We start from the raw sequence: 24,362 nt of genomic DNA, 5'->3' as shown, positions 1-24,362 counted from the left end.
TGGCCACCCATCGATGGGTGGCCATTTTTCGTTTTACGAGTCGATGAGAGGGGCCGGCATGCCCGACCAGAACGAGGGACGCGACGCTACGGAGCGCCCGAGGAAGCCGCGCTACTCCTCTGCCGATTCAGGCGACCGGCGCGACAAGCGGGACAGCGACCGGGGCTACACCTCGAATCGCGTACGCGGAGACTCCGCGAATCGAACTGACCGGTCGAGCGACCGTGGCGGACACGACCGGCAGCCGTCGGACCGCGGCGGCTATCGTGGCCGTCCCGCTGATGACCGTGGTGAGCGTCGTTCCTATGGTGACCGCCCTCAGGGTGAGCGTCGTTCGTATGGTGATCGGCCGCAGCAAGACCGGAAGCCGTACGGGGATCGTCCGCAGCACGACCGCAAGCCGTACGGGGATCGGCCGCAGCAGGATCGCAAGCCGTACGGCGACCGTCCTCAGGGTGAGCGTCGTTCGTATGGGGACCGTCCGCAGCAGGACCGGAAGCCGTTTGGGGATCGTCCGCAGCACGACCGCAAGCCGTATGGGGATCGGCCGCAGCAGGATCGCAAGCCGTACGGCGACCGTCCTCAGGGTGAGCGTCGTTCCTATGGTGACCGCCCTCAGGGTGATCGGAAGCCGTACGGGGATCGCCCTCAGGGTGAGCGTCGTTCGTATGGGGACCGTCCGCAGCAGGATCGGAAGCCGTATGGGGACCGTCCGCAGCACGATCGCAAGCCGTGGGGCGACCGTCCGCAGGGTGAGCGTCGTTCCTATGGTGACCGCCCTCAGGGTGATCGGAAGCCGTACGGGGATCGCCCTCAGGGTGAGCGTCGTTCGTATGGGGATCGCCCTCAGGGTGATCGGAAGCCGTATGGGGATCGCCCGCAGGGTGATCGGAAGCCGTATGGGGATCGCCCGCAGGGTGAGCGTCGTTCGTATGGGGATCGCCCGCAGGGTGATCGGAAGCCGTATGGGGATCGCCCTCAGCATGACCGCAAGCCGTACGGGGATCGTTCCGACCACCGGTCTTACGACGACCGGTCGGAGCGCGCATCCCGCCCGCCGCAGGATTCGGAGCGCCGCATCCCGGCCCCCGAACTGCCTGACGACATCACGGCTCGCGATCTGAACCCGGCGGCGCGCAACGAGCTGAAGACCCTGAGCAAGGAGAACGCCGAGGCGACGGCACGTCACCTGGCGATGGCCGCGCGTCTGATCGACGACGACCCCGCGCTCGCGCACGAGCACGCCCTCGCCGCCAGCCGGCGAGCGGGACGCGTCGGCGTGGTCCGTGAGACAGTGGCCATCACCGCCTACGCGCTCGGCGACTACGCCCTTGCGCTCCGCGAGTTGCGCACGTACCGGCGGATCTCGGGCAGCGACGACCAGATCGCGCTGATCGTCGACAGTGAGCGAGGTATGGGACGCCCCGATCGCGCCCTCGAGGAGGGGCGCTCGGTCGACCGCTCTGCGCTGCCCGCCCCCGTTCGGGTGGAACTCGCGATCGCCCTCTCGGGTGCGCGGCTCGACCTCGGCGAGACCGAGCGCGCCCTCATCGAGCTCGACATCCCCGAACTCGACCCGAACCACGCGCACGAGTGGAGCCCCTCCCTGTTCGCCGCGCGAGCCGGCGTCCTCGAGGAGCTCGGCCGTACGGAAGAGGCCGCCGAGTGGCAGCGTCGCGCCGTGATCGCAGCCGAAGCGCTCGACGACGCAGCGGGGTACGAAGAGGGCATGGACGAGGTCGTCTACGTCGAGGAACTCGAGGAGGACGAGACCGACGCCGACGATCGTGACGACGTGATCGACGACGACGACAGCGAGCCGGACGATGACGCCGGAGCGGATGGCGTGGACGAGGCCGAGTTCCCTCCGACGGAGGACGAGCTCGAGAGCGCCGACGGAACCGAGGAGCGGACCGAGGAGGACGCCGACTGATGGCACTGTTCGGGCGCGAGAAGGAGCGCACTCCGCTCGACGGTGTCGATACCGTGCTCGCCGACCTCGACGGCGTCGTCTACGCGGGACCGGGTGCGCTCCCGTATGCGGTCGAGAGCCTCAACGCCGCCGCCCGAACGCGCCGGCTCGGCTTCATCACCAACAACGCATCGCGGACGGATGCGTCGGTCGCCGCGCACCTGCGCGACCTCGGTCTCGAGAGCACGCAGCCGACCGACATCGTCACGAGCCCGCAGGCCGCCGTACGCCTGCTGTCCGGAATGGTGCCCGCCGGGGCGACCGTGCTCGTCGTCGGCGGAGCCGGACTCGTGGACGAACTCCAGAAGGCAGGGTTCACGGTCACACGGTCCGCGGAGGATTCTCCCGCGGCGGTCGTGCAGGGCTTCGCCCCGGAGGTGGGCTGGACGCAGCTGGCGGAGGCGGCATTCGCGCTCAAGACTCCGGTCGAAGAGGGCGGCATCCCGTGGATCGCCACGAACACCGACTGGACGATCCCGCAGGAGCGGGGCATCGCTCCCGGCAACGGCACACTCGTGTCCGCTGTCCACACCGCCGTCGGCCGACTGGCGACCGTCGCGGGCAAGCCGGAGACGCCGATCTTCGAGGAGGCGGTCGCTCGGTTCGGGGCGCAGCATCCACTGTTCATCGGTGACCGCCTCGACACCGACATCCTGGGCTCGCAGCGAGCCGGCATCCCGTCCGCGTTCGTGCTGACCGGGATCGACCGGCCGAAGCACCTGCTCGCGGCGCCACCGGACGCGCGGCCGACCTACATCCTCCGCGATCTCCGCGGGCTCGAGGAGCCGTATCCCGCCACGCGCATCAAGGGCGACACGGTCACCGTCCGCGGCGCGAGCGTGCGGATCGACGGCGCCGACCTCGTGATCGACGCCGAGGGGGACGACCCCATCGATCTCGTGCGCGCCGGTGCCGCCGCGATCTGGCACTCCGGCCGCGCGATCTTCGGCTTCCGGGTGCCTGAGCGGCTCTACGCGGACCCCTTCCTCACCCCCTGACACGCGGGCGGCGCACACGCCGCGTCTGCGAGGATGGATGCATGGCCCGGCCCGGCTACAGCGCCATCTCCAGCTCTTCGCGGGTGACGATCCTGCACACTCTGCAGGACCGTCCCGAGCGGACGATCGCCGAGCTCTGCGACGAGACCGGGCTGCACGCCAACACCGTGCGCGAGCACCTGCAGCGTCTCGCCGACGCCGGCTACGTCGTCGCGGCGACCGAGCACCGCACCACCCGGGGACGCCCGCGCGTGCTGTACAGCGCGGCGACGGGGGAGGACGCCGCATCCAGCGCCGTCGCACGCGACCGTGTCCGCGCCGCGGCCGCGCGGGGCGACCTCATGCGCCGGGTCCTCCCGGATTCCGACGCCGGCGCGCTGCCGGACGACGTCATGCACCAGCTGGACGCGCTCGTGGACGATCTCGGCGCCGGCGGCTTCGACGCCGTCGTCGACGAGGACGCCCTGACCGTCGACCTCACGCCCTGCGCCTACGCGGCGATCGAGCCGGAGCAGCGCGAGCGACTGTGCTCGGTGCACCTCGGACTCATGCAGGGCGTGCTGACGGAGGCCGGCGGACCGTTGGGCGTCGACGGGATGCTGCCCGCCTGCGATCCGTCGCAGTGCATCGTACAGCTCGCCATGCACCCGGCCTGACTTTATTCACGGCCCTCGGACCCGCGGATTGTCGCGGCTCTGTGTACCGTGAGTCAAGAGAGGACCTTCGCGAACGGAGGCGCTGTCCATGGACCTGCTCGACCCGCTCATCCTCGCCCGCTGGCAGTTCGGGCTGACGACGCTGTACCACTTCATCTTCGTGCCGCTCACCATCGGAATGGGGCTCGTGGTCGCGCTGTTCCAGACCGCGTGGTACCGAACGGGGCACGTCCGGTGGCTGCAGCTGACGCGATTCTTCGGGCAGATCTTCCTCATCAACTTCGCCATGGGCGTCGTGACCGGCATCGTGCAGGAGTTCCAGTTCGGGATGAACTGGTCGGACTACTCGCGGTTCGTCGGCGACGTCTTCGGCGCGCCGCTCGCGTTCGAGGGACTGCTGGCCTTCTTCATCGAGGCGACGTTCCTCGGCCTCTGGATCTTCGGGTGGGACAAGCTGCCGCGACTCGCCCACCTCGCGACGATCTGGATCGCGTGGATCGGGGCGACCCTGTCCGCGTACTTCATCCTCGCCGCGAACGCGTGGATGCAGAATCCCGTCGGCTACAAGATGGCGCCCGACGGGGCACGCGCCGAGCTCGTCGACTTCTGGGCGGTGCTGACGAATCGGGTCGCCCTCGCCACCTTCCCGCACACGATGTTCGCGGCGTTCATGTTCGCCGCTGCCGTCGTCATCGCGGCGACCGCGTGGCACCTCAAGCGCGGCCAGCACGTCGACATCATGCGACCGGCGCTGCGGTTCGGCCTGTGGGGCATGATCGTCGCGTTCGTCGGAGTGTTCGTCGCGGGCGATCAGCTCGGCCTGCAGATGGTCGCGACCCAGCCCATGAAGATGGCGGCCGCCGAGGCGCTCTACAACTCGGCGTGCGGGGCCAATGCATCCTTCTCGATCTTCTCCCTGGGCACGCCGGACGGGACGAGCGAGATCTTTTCGATCCGCGTGCCGTACCTGCTCGCCCTGCTGTCGACCCACTCTTTCAACGGCTGCGTCGAGGGGATCAACGACCTCAACGCGCTGTACCAGACGAAGTTCGCCCACTTCGGCATCGACGACTTCACGCCGATCATCTGGATCACGTACTGGGCGTTCCGCTGGATGATCGGCCTGGGCGCGCTCGCCGCGGTCATCTCGGTCGTCGGGCTCTGGCTCACGCGCAAGAGCGCCAAGCGCGCGGTGCCGCGCTGGGCGTGGACGATCGCGATCTGGTCGGCGCCGCTCCCGCTGCTCGCGAGCCTCGTCGGCTGGATCTTCACCGAGATGGGCCGCCAGCCGTGGATCGTGTTCAGCCTGATGCTGACGCAGCACGGCGTCTCGCCGAACGTGCCGGGATGGCAGGTGCTCGTGTCGCTGGTCGCGTTCACGGCCATCTACGCCTCGCTCGCGGTGGTCGAGTTCGGCCTCATCTTCCGCACTGTGCGCAAGGGGCCGGCACCCGTCCCGGCGGCCGGGCATCCATCCGAGTCCGCGCTCGAAGACGCGCCCACGACGGTGTACTAGGAGAACGCCATGGACCTCGCTCACCTCTGGTTCTGGATCGTCGGCGTGCTGTTCGTCGGGTACTTCGTGCTCGACGGGTTCGACTTCGGCGTCGGGATGTCGCTGCCCTTCCTCGCGAAGGACGACATCGGCCGACGGCAGATCATCAACACCATCGGCCCCGTGTGGGACCTCAACGAGACCTGGGTCATCGTCGCGGGCGCGTGCCTGTTCGCCGCTTTCCCGGAGTGGTACGCGACGCTCTTCAGCGGGTTCTATCTCGCGCTGCTGCTCATCCTGCTCGCGCTCATCCTGCGCGGCGTCTCGTTCGAGTACCGGCACCAGCGCGACTCACTGCGCTGGAAGGCCGGCTTCGACACCATGATCGTCGTCGGGTCGGCTGTCCCCGCCTTCCTGTGGGGCGTCGCGTTCTCGAACGTCGTGCACGGCGTGCCGCTGGATGCCGGGCACAACTTCACCGGGTCGCTGCTGACGCTCCTGAACCCGTATGCGCTGCTCGGCGGACTGACGACGCTTCTCCTGTTCTTCACCCACGGCGTCTCCTTCGTCGCGCTGAAGACCGACGGCGAGGTCCGCGAGAAGGCGCGGCGACTTGCGACCCGCTCGGGGATCATCACGATCGTCATCGCGGCGCTGTTCCTCCTGTGGACCGTCGTCATGGCGGCCGGCAAGGGTGCGCCGCTCATCGGTCTCACCATCGCATGCGCGGCGATCGCCGCGGTCGCGCTTGTCGTCTCGGTGCTCGCGAACGTACGCGGACGCGAGGGCGCGGCGTTCGGCGGGGGAGCGGTCACGGTCGTCTTCGCCGTGCTGACGCTCTGGACGGCGCTCTTCCCGTACGTCATGCCGTCGTCGACCGACATCGCGCACAGCCTGACGATCGCCAACGCGTCGAGCACCCCGTACACGTTGACGATCATGTCGTGGGCGGCGCTCGTCTTCCTGCCGCTCGCCCTGGCCTATCAGGGCTGGACGTACTGGGTGTTCCGGCGCCGGGTCTCGCGCACGCGCATCGAGAGGGCCGCGGCCGCGGAGGCGCACTGAGCACGGCGATCACCCCTCCAGGACGGATCCGGGGTCCCGTCGACCCGCGGCTGCTGAAGCGGGCCTCGGCAGCGCGGTGGTTCCTCGCCGCGTCAGGCGCGATCACCATGTGCCAGACCGCGATCATCATCGGGTTCGCCTGGCTGCTGACGCAGGCGCTGGTCGGCGCGATCCAGGGCGATGCGGTCGACTCGCTGTGGCCTCTGGTCGGCGGGGCGCTCGCTCTCGTCGTCGTTCGCGGGGCGCTCGCCGCGCTGGCGGAGCGAGTGGGCGCGCGCGGCGCGGCGCAGGCGTCTGTGCAGCTGCGCGCTGCGCTGGTGGATGCCGTGGCCCGGCGCGGCCCCGGCTGGCTGGAGCAGCGCAATGCGGCGGCCCTCGCCGTCACCGCGGGACACGGGCTGGAGGCGCTCGACGCGTACTTCGGCCGGTACCTGCCGCAGCTCGTCGCGACCGTGATCGCGATGCCCGTCATCGTCGTGGCGATCGCCCTGACGGATCCGGTCTCCGGGCTCATCGTCGTGCTCACGCTGCCGCTCATCCCGATCTTCATGGTGCTCATCGGTCTCGCGACCCGCGGGGTGCAGCGCAGGCAGTTCGACTCCCTGCAGCAGCTCGCGGCGCGGTTCGCCGACACGGTCCGAGGTCTCGGCACGCTGAAGGTCTTCGGCCGCGAGCGGAGGGCCGCAGCATCCATCGAGCACGTCACGCGACGATACGCGCGCGACACGATGGGCGTCCTGCGGGTGTCGTTCCTCTCGGGCTTCGCGCTGGAGTTCCTCGCGAGCATCTCCGTCGCGATCGTCGCCGTCACGATCGGTCTGCGGCTGCTCGACGGTCAGCTCGACCTGACGATCGGGCTCTTCGTGCTGCTTCTCGCGCCTGAGGCGTATCTGCCGCTGCGGCAGGTGGGCGTGCAGTTCCACGCGGCATCGGAGGGGGCGGCGGCGACCGACGCGATCTTCGACGTGCTCGGCGCCCAGGCTCCTCCAGCCGTCGTCGCGACTGTCGAGCCGGCCCCGGAGGGCGTGCTGCTCGGCGCGCGGGACCTCCGGGTGCAGCGCGGGCCGCATGCCATCGGTCCCCTCGATCTGACCGTGTGCGCCGGGCGGATCGTCCTGCTCGAGGGCCCGAGCGGCGCGGGCAAGTCGTCGGTGCTCGCGGCGCTGCTCGGCTTCGTCGAGCACGCCGGGGTGGTCGAGGTGGCGGGTGGAGGCTCGGCAGCGGATGCGATCGCATGGAGCGGACAGCGCGCGGGGCTCGTCGAAGGCACGGTGTCGGAGAATGTGGCGCTCGGTGCGGTCCACGCCGACGAGGAGCTCGCCGCACGGTGCCTGCGCGATGCGCAGGCCCACGGCATCCCTCTGTCGCGAGAGCTCGGAGTGGGCGGAGCCGGTCTCTCCGGCGGACAGGCGCAGCGCGTCGCCGTGGCGCGGGCGCTGTACCGCCTGCGGTCGACATCCGCCCACGTGCTCGTGCTCGACGAGCCGTCCAGCGCGCTGGACGCCGCGACCGAGGCCCGGCTGTGGGAGACGCTCCGCGCCGTCGCCGGCGAGGGTGCGGGGGTGCTGCTCGTCTCGCATCGCACCTCCGCGCGAGCGATCGCCGACGACGTCGTGCGGATGCCGCCGGCTCGCGTGGGGGTGGCATCGTGAGTGCTCTCGACACGCGTGCGCGCGATGTCCTGCGCTCGGCCCAGCCGCCCCTGCGCCGCTTCTGGCCCGCGCTGGTGACCGGGTTCGGGACGGCGGCGAGCTCGATCGCCCTGCTGGCGGCCAGCGCCTGGCTGATCGCCCGTGCCGCCGAACAGCCGGGGCTCGTGTTCCTGTCCGCCGTGATCGTCGCCGTGCGCGCGTTCGCGCTGTCGCGCGGCACGTTCCGCTACCTCGAGCGGCTGACCGGGCACGACGCGACGCTGAACCGGCTCGCCGATGTGCGCGCGGGGCTCGTGCGCCGACTGGTTCCCCTCGCACCGGACGGGGTGAGGGCCGGCCAGGGCGCGCTGCAGTCCAACCTCGTCGACGATGTCGACGCGCTGCAGAACCTGCCGCTGCGCGTCGTCCAGCCCATCGCGGTCGCGGGTCTCGCGAGCATCGGCAGTGTCGTGTTCGTCGCGTTCCTGTCGCCGCCCGCGGCCCTCGCCCTCGCGGCGTGCCTCACGGCGGCCTTCGCCCTCGCTGTCTGGGTGGGGTGGGCGGTGGGCGCCCGTGCCGAGCGCACCCTGGCACCCCTGCGCTCGCGGCTCGCCGGTGCCCTGATGGACGAGCTCACCTCGCTCGACGTGCTCGTCGCCTATGGGGCGACGGATGTCGCGGCCCGCCGCATCCACGATGCCGACACCGCTCTGCGCGCCGCGACGGTCCGCCGCGCGACCGCACAGGGGCTCACCGCCGGAGCCGTCTCGGCGATGGCGGGGCTCGCGTCGCTGCTCGCGATCGTCGTCGCCGCCCCCCACCTCGGCACCGGGGGTTTCACGGGCCCCGCGCTCGCCGTCGTCGTGCTTCTGCCCATGGCCGTGTTCGAGGTGTTCGGGCCGCTGCCGCTGGCGCTTGCCTCGTGGCGCGAGGTACGGGGGGCGGCGGAGCGCATCGCCGACGATGTCCCGGCGGAGGTTCCGGCCGAACTGCCGCACGATGAGCCGGCAGCGACCGGCATCCCTCCCGCCGTCGGCGAGGGGCTCGTGCTGCGCGGGGTCTCTGCGCGCTGGCCGCGCATGGATGCGGCGTCGCCGCTGCGCGGAGTCGACCTCGAGGTGCGGACGGGCGAGCGCCTGCTGGTGACCGGTCCCAGTGGCGCCGGCAAGACCACGCTGGCGCACGTGCTCGTGCGCTTCCTCGAATACTCCGGCTCGTTCACGATCGGCGGCGTCGAGGCACGCGCGCTCGCCGGCGAAGACGTGCGGCTCGCGATCGGCCTGTGCGAGCAGACACCGTACCTGTTCGACGAGTCGATTCGGCAGAATCTGCTCTTCGCGCGCGACGCGTCGACCGACGACGACCTGTGGGCTGTGCTCTCGCGTGTCGGCCTGCACGACTGGGCGCGGGACAGAGGCGGCCTCGACGCCCGCGTCGGCGACCGGGGAGCGGCCGTCTCGGGCGGACAGGCGCAGCGGATCGCCCTCGCACGTGCGCTGCTCGCGGATTTCCCGGTCGTCGTGTTCGACGAGCCCACGGCCGGCGTCGACCCCGCCGCATCCGATGCCCTCCTGACCGATCTGCTCTCGGCCGCGGCCAGGCGCACGGTGGTGCTCATCTCGCACGTCGAGGTGCCCGAAGGCCTCGTCGATCGTGCCGAACGGCTGGAGGACGGACGGTTCACCCCGCACCGCTGAGTGTCGGGCGGGCGGCGTAGCGTTGCCGGCATGGACGTCATCGAATGGATGCGGGACTCCGACCCGGCCCTGCGGTGGCAGGTGGAGCGCGACCTGGCCGGCGAGCCCGAGGAGGTCTGGCGGGCGACTCGGGCGCGGGTGCCGACCGAGGGGTTCGGCGCGCGGCTGCTCGCGCTGCAGGATGCGGATGGCCAGTGGGCGGGCGGCGCGTTCTTCCCCGCGGACTTCCGCGACGGTGAGGACGGCCAGCCGTGGACCGCCACGACCTGGAGCCTGAAGTCCTTGCGCGAGTGGGGAGTGGATGCGTCGGTCCTCGGCGATACCGCGCAGCGCCTCGACCGCAACAGCCGGTGGGAGTACGAGGACCTGCCCTACTGGGGCGGCGAGGTCGACTGCTGCATCAACGGCTGGACGATCGCCAACGGCGCGTGGCTCGGCGCGGACGTGTCCGGCATCGCCGACTGGTTCCTCGAGCACCGGATGGACGACGGCGGATGGAACTGCGACTGGGTCGACGGGTCGACCGTGTCGTCCTTCCACTCCACGCTCAATGCGCTCGTCGGCATCCTCGCGTACGAGAAGGCGACCGGCGCCTCGCCCGAGCTGCGCGAGGCGCGGCTCGGAGCGCAGGAGTACCTGCTGCGCCGGCGGTTGCTGAACCGGCTGTCGACCGGTGAGGTCGTGGGGCGGTGGGTCACGGCATACGCGTACCCCACGCGCTGGCGCTACACCGCCCTGCGTGCGATCGACTACTTCCTGGAGGCGAACGAGTTCGACGGTGCCGAGCCCGATCCGCGGATGGCGGCCGCCGTCGAGGCGGTGCGTGCGAAGCGGCAGCCGGACGGCACGTGGCTGCAGGAGACGCACTACCCCGGACGGGAGTGGTTCGCCGTGGACGTTCCACCGGGCGAGCCGTCGAAGTGGGTCACGTTCACGGCGACCCGGGCTCTTCGGACGTGGGACCTGCAGCGGGCCTGATCAGGCCCTCGTGCTCTGCCAGCCGAGCGCCGGAGCCACGTGCGCGGCGAAGGACTCGACGATGTGGAGGTTGTACTCGACGCCGAGCTGGCTGGGGATGGTCAGCATGAGCGTGTCTGCAGAGCGGATGGCGGCGTCATCCAGGAGCTGCTCCACGAGGGCGTCGGGCTCGGCGGCATACGTCTTGCCGAAGGTCGACCGCATCCCGTCGATGTACCCCACGCCCTCGCTGTCGGCGCGACCGAAGTACATCGCATCCTGCGCGGTCGTGATCGGGAAGATGCTGCGGCTCACCGAGGTGCGCGGTTCGCCGGGGTGGCCGGCATCCTTCCACGCAGCCCGGAACGCGTCGATCTGCTGGGCCTGGAGCTCGTCGAACGGGATGCCGCGATCCTCGGTCAGGAGGGTCGACGACATGAGATTCACGCCGATGCGACCGGCCCACTCGGCGCTGTCGCGGTTGCCGGCACCCCACCAGATGCGCGAACGCAGGCCGGGGGAGTGCGGCTCGATGCGCTGCATCCCCCGAGCCCCCGCGCCGAACGGGCTCGTCGAGTCGCGCTCCGCCAGGCCCGCGCCTTCGATCGCCTCGAGGAAGGTCGCGAAGTGCTCGCGGGCGATGTCGGCACCTCGCGGATCCTGAGATCCGGTGTAGCCGAAGGCCTCATACCCGCGGATGACGGTCTCGGGAGAGCCGCGGCTCACGCCGAGGGCGAGCCTGCCGTCGCTGAGCAGGTCGACCGATGCCGCCTCCTCGGCGAGGTAGAGAGGGTTCTCGTAGCGCATGTCGATGACGCCGGTGCCCATCTCGATGCGCTCGGTGCGCGCCGCGATCGCGGCGAGGAGGGTCATCGGCGAGGACTGCTGGCGGGCGAAGTGGTGCACGCGGAAGTAGACGCCGTTGACGCCGAGATCGTCCATGCCCTGCGCGAGGTCGATCGCCTGGTGGAGCGAGTCGCGCGCAGTCAGCTCGCGGCCTCCGCCGAGGGGACCGTAGTGGCCGAACGAGAGGGTTCCGAAGCGCTGCATGACGCATGCAACCCTACCCGCGCGGAGTGTATTCCGCTGAATGGATGCCGGTCGCCGCCCGCCGGTCGAGCGCTGTATCCGCAACGCGGGGTGTGGCGTTACAGGAGTGACATCTGATAGTGATGTATACGACCGTGCGCGGCGAAGCGCAGAGTCGAACCGAAATCCACCCCCCAGGATCGAGGCAGGAACATGAACGCACGGTTGGCCAAGCTCGGCGCGCTCGGAGCGTCATTGGGTCTCGTGGTCGCCCTCGTCGCCGGCTCAGGGGCCATGGCGGCCTCGCACGGCGGCGGCAACGGCAAGAAGCAGCCGCCTGCACCGGCGGCCTCGTACTCCTGCGCCACGTTCGCCGGCCTCGTCTCCAGCCAGAGTTCGGTGGCGTACAACGGTGTCGCCCTGAAGGCCGGTCAGACGATCACGACGACCGCGTCGCCCGCCGCCGCGGGCGACCAGATCGAGCTCGTGTGGAGCATCGGGTTGTCGATCACCTTCGCGACCGCGCCCGCCACCGGCATGACGTTCCGCGCTCCCGCGGACGCCGTCTACAACCTGAGCTGGTCGTTCCTGCCGGCGGGAACGCGGCCCAGCAGCCTGACCTGGACCTTCAACTGCTCGTAGGCCCGGAGCGCGGGACCCCGCATCCGTCTACGCTCGATCTGTGACCCACCGGCTCACTCGCGACGAGGCCCGCCGTATCACCGTTCGCGCGCAGCTGCTCGACGCCGATCGGCCGGGCGACGTCGTCGAGGTGGCCGAGCAGCTCGGCTACGTGAAGATCGATCCCACAGCGACGATCGCGCCGTGCGAGCACACGGTGCTGTGGTCGCGCATCGGGTGGTCCTACGAAGGCGGACAGCTGCAGAAGGCCGTCGAGGTCGACCGCCACCTGTTCGAGCTGGACGGCGCGTTCCGCCCGATCAGTATCCTCCCGCTCATGCTTCCCGGCATGCGTCAGTGGCCGAAGCGCGAGAGCACGCGGCAATGGCTCGAGGCGAACGATCGCTTCCGACGCGATGTCCTCGCGCGACTGCGGGCCGACGGGCCTCTGCTGGCGAGCGACATCCCCGACACCGCCCAAGTGAGTCGGGCGCCGGACGGCTGGTCGGGCTCGAACCAGGTGCCGACGATGCTCGACTTCCTGTCGCGGCGCGGCGAGGTCGCCGTCGTCGGCCGCGAAGGGCGCCACAGGCGATGGGACCTCGCCGAGCGCGTCTACCCCCGGGACCTGCCCGAGTACAGTGCCGAGGAGGCGGCCCGCCTGCTCGAGGAGCGCAGCCTGCAGGCCGCCGGCATCGGGAGGCCGCACTGGTACTGGACCGGCGTGGGCAAGACGACGGGTGAGGCCGCGGTCGTCGAGGGGAGCACCCTGACCTGGCGGGTCGATCCCGAGGCGCTCGCCGCACTCGACGAGGACGCCGGCGGGCGCGTCGCCTTCCTCAACCCGTACGACAGTCTCCTGTTCGACCGGCGACGGCTCGAGGAGCTCTTCGAGTTCACGTACGTGCTCGAGCAGTTCAAGCCGAAGGCGCAGCGCCGGTACGGATTCTTCGCGCACCCGATCCTGCTCGGCGACCGGTTCATCGGGATGCTGGACGCCGAGGTCGACCGCACGAACGAGGTGCTGCGGGTCAACGCGGTGCATGAGTTCCTGCCGTGGGAGCCGGAGGAGCACGAGATGGTGCGCGCCGAGATCTCCGAGCTGGCCGAATGGCTCGGGGTCCCGGTCTCCGGGCTCACCTGACGCCTTCACGCCGGCGGCAGTGCGATCCGCTCCAGCCGGGACGCGACGTAGGTGTCGATCGCGGCGATGGTGTCGCCCTCGACGCGGAAGGCGATGAGTGACTGGGCGCGGCCGCCGACGCGCACGAGCACACCCGGCAGGCCGTCCACGAGCACCGGCCGCACCTCGGCGCGCGGATTGGCGAACATCAGGGCACGACCGGCGACGGATGCGGCGCCGCGCACGATCACGGTCGCCGAGGCGACGCCGTCGGTGCGCAGGAGCACATCGGGCGCGAGCACCGCGACCAGACGGTCGAAGTCGCCGTCGCGGGCGGCCGCGAAGAAGGCGTCGACGATCCGCCGACCGCCGGCATCGCGCGCGTTGCGCGCCGGCGCCTCCTGCCGCACGCGGCGGCGGCCGCGGCTGGCCAGCTGGCGGACCGACTCGGGGGAGCGCTCGAGCAGCTCGCCGATCTGCTCGAACGGCACGTCGAACGTGTCGTGCAGGACGAACGCGACACGTTCGGCGGGGCTCAGCCGATCGAGGACGAGCAGCAGAGCGGTCTCGACCGCGTCGGACAGCTGTGCCGTCGCGGCCGGGTCACCCGAGGAGTCGACCGCCTCCACGAGAGGCCCGGGCGACTCGTCGAGCTCCGCCTCGGCGCGCGTGGCGCGCGCACGCAGCATGTTGAGGCATACGCGGGAGGTGATCGTCGTGAGCCACCCGGCGAAGTTCGCCACGTCGTCGTCGCCGGCGGCGGCGACACGCAACCACGTCTCCTGCACGGCATCCTCCGCCTCGGCCGCCGAGCCGAGCATCCGATGTGCCAGCCGCGTGAGCCGCGGTCGATGCTCCTCGAAACGCATCGCGAGGGCTTCTTCGTCGGTCATGTCACATTCCTCCCGTGCCACGGGTCACCCTAGTGACCGCCTCGGACGAGACGGCGTGAGACGGAACGGATGGCCCACATGCACGAGACGATCGAGAGCACCGGCATCGACGAGCACCGCATCGACGAGCACCGCATCGACGAGATCATCGCACCGAAGGCGCGGATGCCGCACCCGGCCTTCCTGCTCGAGGGCGCGATGGATGCGCTGCAGGCCATGAACCGGGCGGTGGCATCCGCCGACGTTCCGCCGGTCATCCTCCACCTCGTCACGCTCCGCGCCAGCCAGATCAACGGATGCAGCTGGTGCACCGTCGAGCACGCGGCGGAGCTGCGAGGCGACGGCTCGAGCGAGACGCGGATCGCCGCCGTCGCCGCTTGGCGCGAGGCGCCGTACTTCACGGCGCGCGAGCGCGCCGCGCTGGCGCTCACCGAGGCCCTGACGCGGTGCGCAGACCGTCCGGACCCGGTGCCGGACGAACTCTGGGCGGAGGTGACGGCGCTGTTCAGCAAGCGCCAGGTCGCCGCCCTCCTGCTGGAGATCGGCGCGATCAACGTCTGGAACCGGCTCAACGCGGCGATCCGTCAACCCGCGGGGCAGCGCTGATGGGCGCGGAGTCGTCCCGACGTCGCGACGCCGGGCCCGATTCGGCGCATGCTGGAGGCATGGCGAAACAGTCCTTCTCCCACAGGCTGCAGAAGTCGATCGAGCCGCTCGCGCTCGCGATGAGCGGCCGCCGCTGGTTCCCGCTCTATGCCGTCGTGAATCATCGCGGGCGCCGCAGCGGCACGGCGTACAAGACGCCGGTCGCCGTCGTGCCGACGGTCGGTCGCGGCAGCGTCCTCATCGGACTGCCGTGGGGACGCGAGACCAACTGGGCGCGCAACGTCATCGCCGCCGGTGGCGTCGACCTCACGTGGAAGGGGCGGACGGTTCACGCGACGAATCCGCGCATCATCGACGCGGTGGAGGCGACGGCGCTCACGAGGGCACTCTTCCGCCCGGTCGTGAAGCGGATGCCGGGCGCCATCGTGCTGCACGAGCAGACCGAGCGCTGAACCGCCTCGGCGCGCCGCGATCGCCGTTCGGATGCGCAGTCCGCCCGTCATCGGTCATCGTCCCTCTCGGCGCGCAGGCGCGCGTTCTCGTCCTGCAGGGGGAGCACCATGGCGATGCCCGCGAGGTTGAGGCCGGCGGCGAGCAGGTCGCCGATCCGGCGCACGGTCACGAGGTCGTTCGCGCTGTAGCGGCGCGTCCCGCCCTCGGAGCGGGCAGGAAGGAGCAGCCCGCGGGCCTCGTACGCCCGCAGGTTCTGGACCCCGGTGCCCGCCAGTTCGGCGGCGACCGAGATGCCGTAGACGGCCCGGTCGGGGTCCGGCTGGTGGTCCGTCATGCCGTCACGCTGCTTCCGCTCAGCATCCGCTGATTGCCTCTTGCATCATCATGCCGCGAGTGATACAAAAAAACTATAGCGGATGCCATAGATCTCAGCGGTGGTCGGCGGCGTCCGCAGCATCAACAGAACAGAGAAGACGGAGGTGGAACGATGTTGATGCGCACTGACCCGTTCCGTGAGCTGGACAGGCTCACCCAGCAGGTCTTCGGTGCCGACGGCACGATGGCTCGTCCGGCGGCGATGCCGATGGATGCCTGGCGGGACAACGACACATTCCATGTCGAATTCGACCTTCCCGGTGTCGATCCGGGTTCGATCGATCTGGACGTCGAACGCAACGTGATCACGGTCAAGGCAGAGCGGCCCCTGCGAGCAAGCGACGCCGAGCTGATCGCGGCCGAGCGACCCCGCGGCATCTTCAGCCGTCAGCTGGTCCTCGGTGACAATCTGGACACCGATCACATCAGCGCCCGCTACGACGCCGGTGTGCTCGCGCTCCAGATCCCCGTGGCCGAACGCGCCAAGCCGCGGAAGATCTCCATCACGAGCAGCGAGTCGCCACAGGCGATCAACGCCTGACCGCGGGGAGGAGCACGCATGAGTGCGACACCTGCCGACCCGCTCGAACTCGAGTCTCTCGAGGCGAGGTTCTTCGACGTCATCTGCGACGACGAAGAGCTGCTGGCGGCGGAGTTCGAAGCCATCGTCTCCGCCGGCTGGCGCTCGACCCTGCCCACCCGGACCGGCGGACCACACCTGCGGGGACCGCAGGCCGGGTCGCAGTCGCGCGGTCGGACGACGCCGTGCGCCGGCTGCCATGAGAGCACCGGGGTCCCCGCGCGGGCACGGCAACGATCGCCCCCGCGCGAGGGGCGGACACCCGCAGATGGACGGGCCTCACGCAGTCCCGCGTGAGGCCTCGCGCACAGCCATCACGGCGGCCGCCGCCGCATCCTCGAACAGGTGCGGCGGCGGTGCGCCGAACCCGATGACCATCGTCGGCGGGCGGTTCGCGCAGTCGCCGAAGAAGTATGCGCCGAGACCCTCGAGGGCGAGTGAACGGGATGCCGCCGCATCCGTCACCGCCTGCTCCGAGGCTCCGGGCGGGAGCTCCAGCACGCTCTGCAGACCGGCCTGCGCATCGCCCAGGCGGGCACCCGTCAGCCGCTCGCCGATGAGGTCGTCGAGCCGCTCGCGCCGGGCGCGGTATTGCGCCCGCGATGAGCGTACTGCCCGGTCGTAGTCGCCGTGCCGGAGGAATTCGGCGAGTGTGAGCTGTGACGGCACATCGGTCGCGGCGCCGGAGAGCCGCGCGCGGTCGGCGACGAGTCCGCCCAGACTCTGCGGCAGCACGCACCACGCGAGGCCGAGGGCCGGCGTCAGCGCCTTGCTGGCGGTGCCGGCGTACACCACGTGCTCGGGCGCGAGTGCCTGCAGGGCGCCCACCGCGCGACGGTCGTATCGGAACTCGCCGTCGTAGTCGTCCTCGATGAGGATGCCGCCGGTCCGTCGCGCCCACTCGACGAATGCCGCTCGCCGCCCGGCGGACAGAACCGCACCCGTCGGGAACTGGTGCGCCGGCGTCAGCAGCACGGCATCCGCGGCCGCCTCACCGAGCGCAGAAGGATCGGCGCCCTCCGCGTCCACCCGCATCGGAACGACCCTGAGCCCGGCGGCACGGAGGATGTCTCGGTGCAGCGCGTGGCCGTACTCCTCGACGGCGACGGTCCGCGCGCCGCGATCGACGAGCGCGCCCCCGACGAGCGCCAGCGCCTCCCCGAAGCCGTGCGTCACGTGGACGGCCTCGGCGGAGGCCCATACCCCGCGGGCACGCGACACGTAGGCGGCGAGAGCCTCGCGCAGCGGCGGCGCCCCCCGGAGGTCGCCGTAGCCGAACGCCGACGTCGGCACGGCCGTCAGGGCACGGCGGGATGCGGCGACCCACGCCGCCACGGGGAAGGCCGTGGCATCCGGGATGCCGGCGCGCAGATCGAGCCGGGCGGTGGTCTGCCGCCGCGCCCGGGGAGCGGACGGCGCAATCACGCGAGGTGTCGCGGCCACCCACGTGCCGGCTCCGACGCGAGCCTCGAGCCAACCCTCGCTGGTCAGCCGCCCGTACACCTCGGCCACGCTGTTGCGCGAGATTCCGAGGTCGCCGGCGAGACTGCGGCTCGTCGGCATCCGCTCTCCCGGCGTGAGCAGTCCGCTCCGGATGGCATCGCGGAGCCCGCGCTCGAGCGAATCGGTCTTTCGCGCGGGGTCGAGGTCGAGATGGAGATCGAGCCCGGAATTGGCCCACATGACAGCCACTCTATTGGACTGCAGCCCAGGACAATCGGTCCGTAGCGTGGAGGTCATGAACACGACAGACACCGTCATCCGCCCCGCCCGACGCCTCGACTTCGACAGCCTGGTGCCCGCGTTCTCGCGCGCGGTCAGCGCGCTCGACGATGCAGCCGTCGCGGAGGTGGAGGCCGCCGGCATCCCGAGCGGTCTCGTCGAGCTGCTGCGCCTGCGCACCTCGCAGCTCAACGGCTGCTCCTACTGCGTCGACCTGCACTCGCGGGCCGCCCGCGATGCGGGGGAGTCCTTCCAGCGCATCTCCGCCGTCGCGGTCTGGGAGGAGGCGACCTTCTTCACCGCGAAGGAGCGCACGGCGTTCGCGCTCGCCGACTCCGTCGCCCGCATGGCCGAGACGCACGTGCCGGATGCCGTGGTCTCCGAACTGCGGGAGGTCTGGACGGAGGCGGAGGCCGCCGCGATCCTTGCGCTGCTCGTCAGCATCAACGCCTGGAACGCCATCGGGGTGACGGCTCGCTGCTGGCGACCCGCGGTGGAGAAGGTGCTCGTCGAGGCCTGACGCCGATCCGACTCAGGCGAGCAGGCGGAGGCCGTGCATGAGCCACCGCTTCTCGCCGAGGTCGGCGAGGCTGCGCCTGCCGGCGCAGAAATCGACGAAGAACCGGCGGGCTGCGCGCGAGTGCCGGAAGGCACGGTGGACGAGTCGCGGGTGCTTCTCGAACACCGCGAGCAGCAGCGCCCCGACCGTCATGTCCGGCACGAGCGTCTGCTCGACCCCGGAGACATAGGAGTCGAGGGCCCGCTCGTCGCCGGACGCGACGAAGGCGGCGGCCGCCCGGCCGGCGAGCGCGCCGGAGCGCAGCGCGAACGAGATCCCCTCGCGCGTCCAGGGCTCGAGGAGCCCGGCTGCGTCGCCGGCGACCAGCACAGGCCCGCGACGCAGCGGCGAATCCGCGCGGCGCCATTGCGTGAGGTGCCCGCTCGAGTGCACGAGCGCCGCATCCGGATCCGCCTGCTGCGACCGCCACTCGGCGAGGTACGCGCGCGTCCGCTCGGCGTGGCCCTTCGCCTCGATCACCCCGACGGTGTCGATCGCGTCCTTCGGGAAGGTCCAGGCGTAGCTTCCGGCTCCCGGCCCCCAGTCCAGAAGCACGGTCGAGTCTCCCGAGGCGGCGACCTCGTCCTCCAGCCCCAGGTCGATGCGCTCCGGGACGACACCGACGTACCTCCCGACGCGCCCGCCGACGCCGTCGGCCCCCACGACGCACCGCGCCGTCGCATCGCCGGCGCTGGTCACGAGACGGACGCCGTCGTCCTCCGCCGCGATCTCGCGCAGTGCCGCGCCGCCGACGAACACGGCGCCGGCGGCCTGCGCGTCCGCGAGGAGCGCGGCGTCGAACGTCTCGCGGCGGGTCATCGCGAGGAACGGCACATCCCTCGCCACACGCACGGGGTGCGAACCCCGCAGGGTGAACACGACCGTGTTCACCCGCTGCTCGATCGTCTCGGTCGCCGCAGCGGGCAGGAGCGAGAGGCTCCTCCCGATCAGTCCGCCGCCGCAGGTCTTGTAGCGGGGGAAAGTCGCACGGTCGATGATGAGCGTTCGGGCGCCGCCGGCCGCCGCTGCCCGAGCGGCGATCGAGCCGGCGGGCCCGGCCCCGACGACCACGACATCCCATTCGCCCGATACGGAAGTCACCGCTTCACGTTAGTGTGTGGCGCATGGCCCAGCCGAACGACCTCCTCGCCGTCCTGATCGACGCGGACAACGTCTCGCCGGCGCGCATCGATGCCGTTCTCGCCGAGATCGCCCAGTACGGCACGGCATCCGTCAAACGCGTGTACGGCGACTGGACGAAGACCCAGCTGCGCGGATGGAAGGATGCGGCGAGCGAGCACGTCATCCAGCCGATCCAGCAGTTCGACAACACGACAGGCAAGAACGCGACGGACAGTGCGCTCATCATCGACGCGATGGACCTGCTCTACACCGGCCGGTTCCAGGGGTTCTGCATCGTGTCGTCCGACAGCGACTTCACACGCCTCGCCTCGCGCATCCGCGAGGACGGCGTGACGGTGTACGGCTTCGGCGAGCGCAAGACCCCGGATGCGTTCCGCAACGCGTGCGACAAGTTCACGTTCCTCGAGGTGCTCGAGGTCGAGGAGCCGGAGGTGGCGGACACCGCGGCGGCCCCGTCGACGCGCGTGCCGCCGGCGAAGCTGCGGGGCGACGCGAAGCTCACCTCCGCACTGCGCAAGGCGGTCGACACCGCATCCGACGACGACGGCTGGGCGAACCTCGGGGCCGTCGGCCAGCTCATGCGCAAGCAGCAGCCCGACTTCGACTCCCGCAACTGGGGCTATGCCAAGCTCTCCGATCTCGTGAAGGCGATCGGCCTGTTCACCATCGAGACGAAGCCCGGCGGCATCCGCCTGCAACTGAAGAAGAAGTCGCAGCCCGCGTAGCATCGGAGGACCGTCCGTCTCTCCGAGGAGGTCCGCCGTGCCCGTCCCCGCCGCCGCCCGCACCCATGCCGACGACCTGGCCGACTTCGTGGCCGCATCGCCGTCGAGCTATCACGCGGCCGCCGAGGTGGCGCGCCGGCTGCGGGATGCGGGCTTCCGCGAGCTGAGCGAGGATGAGGCGTGGCCGACGCCCGCGGCAGGCCGCTTCCTCGTGGTGCGCGACGGCGCGGTCATCGCCTGGGTGGTGCCGATGGGCGCGTCGGCGTCGACCGCGGTACGGGTGTTCGGCGCCCACAGCGACTCGCCGGGATTCAAGCTCAAGCCGCGGCCGACGACCGGTCGCCTCGGGTGGCTGCAGGCGGGCGTCGAGGTCTACGGCGGGCCGCTGCTGAACTCGTGGCTCGACCGTGAGCTGCGCCTCGCAGGCCGGCTCGTGCTGGACGACGGCACCGCGGTGCTCGCGGCCACCGGACCGATGCTGCGGCTGCCGCAGCTCGCGATCCACCTCGACCGTTCCGTGAACGACCACCTCGCCCTCGACAAGCAGGCGCACACCCAGCCGGTGTGGGGGCTCGGCGAGCCGGACTCCGCCGACATCCTCGGAGCGCTCGCCGAAGCGGCGGGAGTGGATGCCGCGCGCATCCGCGGCTACGACATCGTGACGGCGGATGCCGCGCGCGGCGAAGTGTTCGGCCGGGACGACGTGTTCTTCGCCTCCGGACGCCTCGACGACCTCGCATCCGTCCACGCCGGCACCGTCGCGCTGACCCGTGCCGCCGCCGGGGTGGAGGACCACATCGCCATGCTGGCGGTCTTCGACCACGAGGAGATCGGCTCCGAGACACGCTCGGGCGCGGCCGGCCCGTTCCTCGCCGACGTCATCGAACGGGTGCAGCTCTCGCTCGGCGCCGACCGCGAGGAGCAGCTGCGGGCGCTCGCCGCATCGTGGTGCGTCTCGAGCGACGTCGGGCACTCGGTGCACCCGAACTACGCCGATAAGCACGACCCCGTCGTGCGACCCGTGCTCGGCTCGGGCCCGATCCTCAAGATCAACGCCAACCAGCGCTATGCGACCGACGGCGTCGGCGCGGCAGCCTGGAACGGCTGGTGCGCCGACGCCGGCGTGTCGGGCCAGGAGTTCGTCTCGAACAACGCGGTGCCGTGCGGGTCCACGATCGGGCCGATCACGGCGACGCGGATCGGCATCCGGACCGTGGATGTCGGCATCCCGATCCTGTCGATGCACTCCGCTCGCGAGCTCGCGGGCGTCACCGACCTGTGGGATCTGACCCGCGTCGCCGAGACCTATCTCCGGGGCTGATCAGGCGGTCGCCTCCGAGCGCTTGGGCAGTACCCAGCCCGCGCGCGGGAAGTGGCACGTGTACCCGTGGGGGTACTTGATCAGGTAGTCCTGGTGCTCGGGCTCGGCCTCCCAGAACGGACCGGCGGGCTCGATCGTCGTCACGGCCTTGCCCGGCCACAGGCCCGAGGCATCCACGTCGGCGATCGTGTCGCGCGCGACCTGCTCCTGCTCGGGGGTGAGCGGGAAGATCGCGGAGCGGTAACTGGTCCCGATGTCGTTGCCCTGGCGGTTCAGGGTCGACGGGTCGTGGATCTGGAAGAAGAACGCCAGGATGTCGCGATACGACGTCTGCGCCGGGTCGTAGACGATCTCGACGGCCTCGGCGTGACCCGGGTGGTACCGGTACGTCGCATGGTCGTTCTGCCCGCCGGTGTAGCCGACGCGCGTGTCGAGCACGCCGGGCTGGCGGCGGATGAGGTCCTCCATGCCCCAGAAGCAGCCGCCGGCGAGCACGGCCGTCTCGGTGCCGGGGGTGCGGGTGATCTTTCCGTCATCGGACATTCGGGTTCTCCTCGTCGTTCGCGAACTGGGCGCTGTACTCGCCGTATCCCTCCGCGGCGAGATCCGTCGCGGGCACGAACCGCAGCGCGGCCGAGTTCATGCAGTATCTCAGGCCGCCGGCATCCCGTGGGCCGTCGTCGAAGACGTGACCGAGGTGGCTGTCGGCCGCCGTCGAGCGCACCTCGGTGCGCGTCATCCACAGGTGACGGTCGGTCTTCGTGACCACGGCGTCGGGGTCGATCGGCCGGGTGAAGCTCGGCCATCCCGTGCCGCTGTCGTACTTGTCTGCGGACGAGAAGAGCGGCTGGCCGGACACGACGTCGACGTAGATGCCGGGGTCGTGGTTGTTCCAGTACTCGTTGCGGAAGGCGGGCTCGGTGCCCTCCTCCTGCGTCACGCGGTACTGGGTCTCGGTGAGGCGGCTGAGCGCCTCCGGAGTCTTGCGGTAGTCGTGGGACACGATTCCTCCTGGATTTCCGTCGCTGGCTGCGGCGTCATCTGATCCAACGGATGCTCGCGCGGATTTGGTCCCGCCAGGCTGGGAGCCAGCCGTGAGTTCGTGCGAGGATGCAGCCGGAAGGGGAGCGATGATCGCGATGCCGGATCTGACCGGGCGAAGCGTCCTCGTCACGGGCGCGAGCAGCGGGGTCGGGCTCGAGATCGCGCGCGCTCTCGCGGCAGCGGGGGCTCGCGTCATCCTGCCGGTGCGCGACCGCGGACGGGGCGAGCGTGCGATCGCTGCGATCCGGGAGGCGGCTCCGGATGCCGCACTCACCCTGCGCGATCTCGACCTCGCACGGCTCGACTCCGTGCGCGCGCTCGCGACGACCCTCCTGGCGGATGCCGTGCTCCTCGACCTGTACGTCATGAACGCGGGCATCATCATGCTCGGAGACCCCGTTCGGCACCTCTCACCGGACGGCTTCGAGCTGCACTTCGCCACGAACTTCCTCGGGCACTTCGCGCTGACGCTCGGCATCCTCCCCCTGCTCGGCGGGGCGCGGATCGTGTCGCAGTCGAGCGGCATCGTGGGCTTCCGCGACATCGACTGGACCGATGTGCAGGTCGAGCGTCGCTACGGCGCCCTCAAGGCATACGGGTCGTCGAAGGTCGCACTCGGGCTGTTCGCCATGGAACTGGCGCGCACCGGCATCGACGTCCAGCTGTCGCACCCCCGTATCGCGCCCGACACCGGCATCGCCGGCACCGTGCGGCAGCGGCACACCGGCGGTGTCATGCACCGGCTCGCCACGCGCCTCGGCAACACGCCGGCGGAGGCGGCCGAGCCGGCCCTCCTGGCGGCGACGACGGTGAGCCCCGCGTCGACCCCGACACTGTTCGGACCCGCCGGGTTCGGTCACGTGGGCGGGAGGGCTGCGCCGCAGAAGATGTTCCGCCATCTGCTGGACCCGGACGGCGGGCGCCGGATCTGGGCGGTGGGGGAGGCGCTGTCGAAGATGAGCGCCCAGCGGGGGATCGGCCGGGCTGTCGGCGACGAGGCGTAGCCTGAACGGGTGCCCGCCGAACCCGAACCGCTGACCGCGCGGGCGCAGCTTCACGCCCTCGCGGCTGCTGTCGGTGCGCCGCCGCCCGAGGCGGCGGGTGGCCGTCCGGCCGCGGTGCTGATGCTCTTCGGCGAGCTCGACTCGGTGCCGAGCCGCTACGAGGCGCGGGCCGTGTCGCGCGATCTCGACGTGCTGCTGCTGGCCCGCGCGGCCACCCTGCGCTCGCACCCGGGCCAGGTCGCGTTCCCCGGCGGCCGGCTCGATCCGGGCGACGACGGCGCTGTCGGCGCCGCACTGCGCGAGGCGCAGGAGGAGACGGGCCTCGACCCGGCGGGGGTCGACGTGCTCGGCGCCCTGCCCGACGTGGTGCTCGAGTACTCGATGCACCTCGTGACGCCCGTGCTCGGATGGTGGAGCACGCCGTCGCCGATCCGGGTGGTCGACGAGGCGGAGTCGTCCGCCGTGTTCCGCGCCCCGGTCGCGGATCTGCTCGATCCGGCCAACCGCGGCAGCACCGTCATCCGTCGCGACGGCGCAGAGTGGCGCGGCCCGGGCTTCCTCGTCCACCAGGAGACCGGCGAGCACCTCGTGTGGGGCTTCACCGGCATGCTGCTGAACGGACTGTTCGATCGGCTCGGGTGGACCGAGCCGTGGGATGCCGAGCACGAGCTGCCGCTGCCCGTGTTCGACTGA

The 24,362-nt window shown here is 71.0% G+C and carries 27 protein-coding genes; 19 read left to right on the top strand and 8 right to left on the bottom strand.

Annotation, left to right across the window (positions count from 1 at the left end):
- Positions 1 to 127 precede the first annotated feature (127 nt).
- A complete protein-coding gene (locus tag SM116_RS14675; protein WP_320941711.1) occupies positions 128 to 985 on the bottom strand; it encodes a hypothetical protein in 858 nt (285 codons plus the stop codon).
- 210 nt (positions 986 to 1,195) lie between these two features.
- Here SM116_RS14675 and SM116_RS14670 point away from each other — a divergent pair, with 210 nt between their 5' ends.
- The 8 genes from SM116_RS14670 (at position 1,196) to SM116_RS14635 (ending at position 10,492) form a co-directional block, all read left to right on the top strand.
- The gene (locus SM116_RS14670) at positions 1,196 to 1,933 is read left to right on the top strand and encodes a tetratricopeptide repeat protein (protein ID WP_320941710.1); all 738 of its coding nucleotides are present in this window, start codon (positions 1,196 to 1,198) and stop codon (positions 1,931 to 1,933) included.
- Complete coding sequence (locus tag SM116_RS14665; protein ID WP_320941709.1) at positions 1,933 to 2,970, top strand: HAD-IIA family hydrolase; 1,038 nt, start codon at positions 1,933 to 1,935, stop codon at positions 2,968 to 2,970. The genes SM116_RS14670 and SM116_RS14665 overlap by 1 nt, the downstream gene beginning before the upstream one ends.
- 41 nt (positions 2,971 to 3,011) lie before the next feature.
- Positions 3,012 to 3,626 carry a helix-turn-helix transcriptional regulator gene (locus SM116_RS14660; protein WP_320941708.1) on the top strand — a complete coding sequence of 205 codons (615 nt, stop codon included), beginning with the start codon at positions 3,012 to 3,014 and terminating at the stop codon, positions 3,624 to 3,626.
- Between the two features lie 88 nt (positions 3,627 to 3,714).
- On the top strand, positions 3,715 to 5,142 hold the full coding sequence (locus SM116_RS14655; RefSeq protein ID WP_320941707.1) for a cytochrome ubiquinol oxidase subunit I: 1,428 nt from the start codon (positions 3,715 to 3,717) through the stop codon (positions 5,140 to 5,142).
- 9 nt (positions 5,143 to 5,151) lie between these two features.
- A complete protein-coding gene (gene cydB / locus SM116_RS14650; RefSeq protein ID WP_320941706.1) occupies positions 5,152 to 6,186 on the top strand; it encodes a cytochrome d ubiquinol oxidase subunit II in 1,035 nt (344 codons plus the stop codon).
- A gap of 8 nt (positions 6,187 to 6,194) precedes the next feature.
- Positions 6,195 to 7,838, top strand: a complete 1,644-nt coding sequence (gene cydD / locus SM116_RS14645) for a thiol reductant ABC exporter subunit CydD (protein ID WP_425563282.1) — start codon at positions 6,195 to 6,197, stop codon at positions 7,836 to 7,838.
- On the top strand, positions 7,835 to 9,514 hold the full coding sequence (cydC, locus tag SM116_RS14640) for a thiol reductant ABC exporter subunit CydC (protein WP_320941705.1): 1,680 nt from the start codon (positions 7,835 to 7,837) through the stop codon (positions 9,512 to 9,514). The genes cydD and cydC overlap by 4 nt, the downstream gene beginning before the upstream one ends.
- A gap of 30 nt (positions 9,515 to 9,544) precedes the next feature.
- On the top strand, positions 9,545 to 10,492 hold the full coding sequence (locus tag SM116_RS14635; protein ID WP_320941704.1) for a squalene cyclase: 948 nt from the start codon (positions 9,545 to 9,547) through the stop codon (positions 10,490 to 10,492).
- On the opposite strand, the gene SM116_RS14630 is transcribed toward SM116_RS14635, so the two are convergent.
- Positions 10,493 to 11,521 (bottom strand): LLM class flavin-dependent oxidoreductase, encoded by a 1,029-nt coding sequence (locus SM116_RS14630; RefSeq protein ID WP_320941703.1) that lies wholly within the window; start codon positions 11,519 to 11,521, stop codon positions 10,493 to 10,495.
- A gap of 192 nt (positions 11,522 to 11,713) precedes the next feature.
- Between SM116_RS14630 and SM116_RS14625 the strand changes: the two genes are divergently transcribed.
- Both SM116_RS14625 and SM116_RS14620 read left to right on the top strand, forming a co-directional pair.
- Positions 11,714 to 12,142 carry a hypothetical protein gene (locus SM116_RS14625; protein ID WP_320941702.1) on the top strand — a complete coding sequence of 143 codons (429 nt, stop codon included), beginning with the start codon at positions 11,714 to 11,716 and terminating at the stop codon, positions 12,140 to 12,142.
- A 40-nt stretch (positions 12,143 to 12,182) separates the two neighbouring features.
- On the top strand, positions 12,183 to 13,265 hold the full coding sequence (locus SM116_RS14620) for a DNA glycosylase AlkZ-like family protein (protein ID WP_320941701.1): 1,083 nt from the start codon (positions 12,183 to 12,185) through the stop codon (positions 13,263 to 13,265).
- 5 nt (positions 13,266 to 13,270) lie between these two features.
- Here SM116_RS14620 and SM116_RS14615 read toward each other — a convergent pair whose 3' ends face one another.
- On the bottom strand, positions 13,271 to 14,137 hold the full coding sequence (locus tag SM116_RS14615; RefSeq protein ID WP_320941700.1) for a sigma-70 family RNA polymerase sigma factor: 867 nt from the start codon (positions 14,135 to 14,137) through the stop codon (positions 13,271 to 13,273).
- Between the two features lie 78 nt (positions 14,138 to 14,215).
- On the opposite strand from SM116_RS14615, the gene SM116_RS14610 reads away from it, so the two are divergent.
- Positions 14,216 to 14,743: a carboxymuconolactone decarboxylase family protein gene (locus SM116_RS14610; RefSeq protein ID WP_320941699.1), complete on the top strand. Its 528-nt coding sequence runs from the start codon at positions 14,216 to 14,218 to the stop codon at positions 14,741 to 14,743.
- 59 nt (positions 14,744 to 14,802) lie between these two features.
- Positions 14,803 to 15,195 carry a nitroreductase family deazaflavin-dependent oxidoreductase gene (locus SM116_RS14605; RefSeq protein ID WP_320941698.1) on the top strand — a complete coding sequence of 131 codons (393 nt, stop codon included), beginning with the start codon at positions 14,803 to 14,805 and terminating at the stop codon, positions 15,193 to 15,195.
- Positions 15,196 to 15,242: 47 nt separating this feature from the next.
- On the opposite strand, the gene SM116_RS14600 is transcribed toward SM116_RS14605, so the two are convergent.
- Positions 15,243 to 15,530, bottom strand: a complete 288-nt coding sequence (locus tag SM116_RS14600) for a MerR family transcriptional regulator (RefSeq protein ID WP_320941697.1) — start codon at positions 15,528 to 15,530, stop codon at positions 15,243 to 15,245.
- Between the two features lie 153 nt (positions 15,531 to 15,683).
- Here SM116_RS14600 and SM116_RS14595 point away from each other — a divergent pair, with 153 nt between their 5' ends.
- Both SM116_RS14595 and SM116_RS14590 read left to right on the top strand, forming a co-directional pair.
- Entirely contained in the window at positions 15,684 to 16,112 is a 429-nt protein-coding gene (locus SM116_RS14595; protein WP_320941696.1) for an Hsp20/alpha crystallin family protein, read from the top strand.
- An 18-nt stretch (positions 16,113 to 16,130) separates the two neighbouring features.
- Positions 16,131 to 16,448: a hypothetical protein gene (locus SM116_RS14590; RefSeq protein WP_320941695.1), complete on the top strand. Its 318-nt coding sequence runs from the start codon at positions 16,131 to 16,133 to the stop codon at positions 16,446 to 16,448.
- On the opposite strand, the gene pdxR is transcribed toward SM116_RS14590, so the two are convergent.
- Positions 16,431 to 17,834, bottom strand: coding sequence for a MocR-like pyridoxine biosynthesis transcription factor PdxR (pdxR, locus tag SM116_RS14585; RefSeq protein ID WP_320941694.1), 1,404 nt, complete (start codon positions 17,832 to 17,834; stop codon positions 16,431 to 16,433). The two genes, SM116_RS14590 and pdxR, sit on opposite strands and share 18 nt — an antisense overlap.
- Positions 17,835 to 17,889: 55 nt before the next feature.
- On the opposite strand from pdxR, the gene SM116_RS14580 reads away from it, so the two are divergent.
- The gene (locus SM116_RS14580) at positions 17,890 to 18,393 is read left to right on the top strand and encodes a carboxymuconolactone decarboxylase family protein (protein ID WP_320941693.1); all 504 of its coding nucleotides are present in this window, start codon (positions 17,890 to 17,892) and stop codon (positions 18,391 to 18,393) included.
- A gap of 12 nt (positions 18,394 to 18,405) precedes the next feature.
- Here the strand turns inward: SM116_RS14580 and SM116_RS14575 are convergent, their stop codons facing one another.
- Complete coding sequence (locus tag SM116_RS14575; protein WP_320941692.1) at positions 18,406 to 19,533, bottom strand: geranylgeranyl reductase family protein; 1,128 nt, start codon at positions 19,531 to 19,533, stop codon at positions 18,406 to 18,408.
- A gap of 23 nt (positions 19,534 to 19,556) precedes the next feature.
- On the opposite strand from SM116_RS14575, the gene SM116_RS14570 reads away from it, so the two are divergent.
- Together SM116_RS14570 and SM116_RS14565 are read left to right on the top strand one after the other, a co-directional pair.
- The gene (locus SM116_RS14570) at positions 19,557 to 20,300 is read left to right on the top strand and encodes an NYN domain-containing protein (RefSeq protein ID WP_320941691.1); all 744 of its coding nucleotides are present in this window, start codon (positions 19,557 to 19,559) and stop codon (positions 20,298 to 20,300) included.
- A gap of 37 nt (positions 20,301 to 20,337) precedes the next feature.
- Positions 20,338 to 21,621, top strand: a complete 1,284-nt coding sequence (locus tag SM116_RS14565) for a M18 family aminopeptidase (protein ID WP_320941690.1) — start codon at positions 20,338 to 20,340, stop codon at positions 21,619 to 21,621.
- On the opposite strand, the gene msrA is transcribed toward SM116_RS14565, so the two are convergent.
- Positions 21,622 to 22,164 carry a peptide-methionine (S)-S-oxide reductase MsrA gene (gene msrA, locus SM116_RS14560; RefSeq protein WP_320941689.1) on the bottom strand — a complete coding sequence of 181 codons (543 nt, stop codon included), beginning with the start codon at positions 22,162 to 22,164 and terminating at the stop codon, positions 21,622 to 21,624.
- Positions 22,154 to 22,624 carry a peptide-methionine (R)-S-oxide reductase MsrB gene (gene msrB / locus SM116_RS14555; RefSeq protein WP_320941688.1) on the bottom strand — a complete coding sequence of 157 codons (471 nt, stop codon included), beginning with the start codon at positions 22,622 to 22,624 and terminating at the stop codon, positions 22,154 to 22,156. Before msrB ends, msrA begins: the two co-directional genes overlap by 11 nt.
- Positions 22,625 to 22,760: 136 nt before the next feature.
- Here msrB and SM116_RS14550 point away from each other — a divergent pair, with 136 nt between their 5' ends.
- Together SM116_RS14550 and SM116_RS14545 are read left to right on the top strand one after the other, a co-directional pair.
- Positions 22,761 to 23,669 (top strand): SDR family NAD(P)-dependent oxidoreductase, encoded by a 909-nt coding sequence (locus tag SM116_RS14550; protein WP_320941687.1) that lies wholly within the window; start codon positions 22,761 to 22,763, stop codon positions 23,667 to 23,669.
- A gap of 30 nt (positions 23,670 to 23,699) precedes the next feature.
- Positions 23,700 to 24,362, top strand: a complete 663-nt coding sequence (locus SM116_RS14545; RefSeq protein ID WP_425563281.1) for an NUDIX hydrolase — start codon at positions 23,700 to 23,702, stop codon at positions 24,360 to 24,362.

This window comes from Microbacterium rhizosphaerae (assembly GCF_034120055.1).
Taxonomy (GTDB): Bacteria; Actinomycetota; Actinomycetes; order Actinomycetales; family Microbacteriaceae; genus Microbacterium; species Microbacterium rhizosphaerae.
This window is presented reverse-complemented; position numbering and strand designations above follow the sequence as displayed.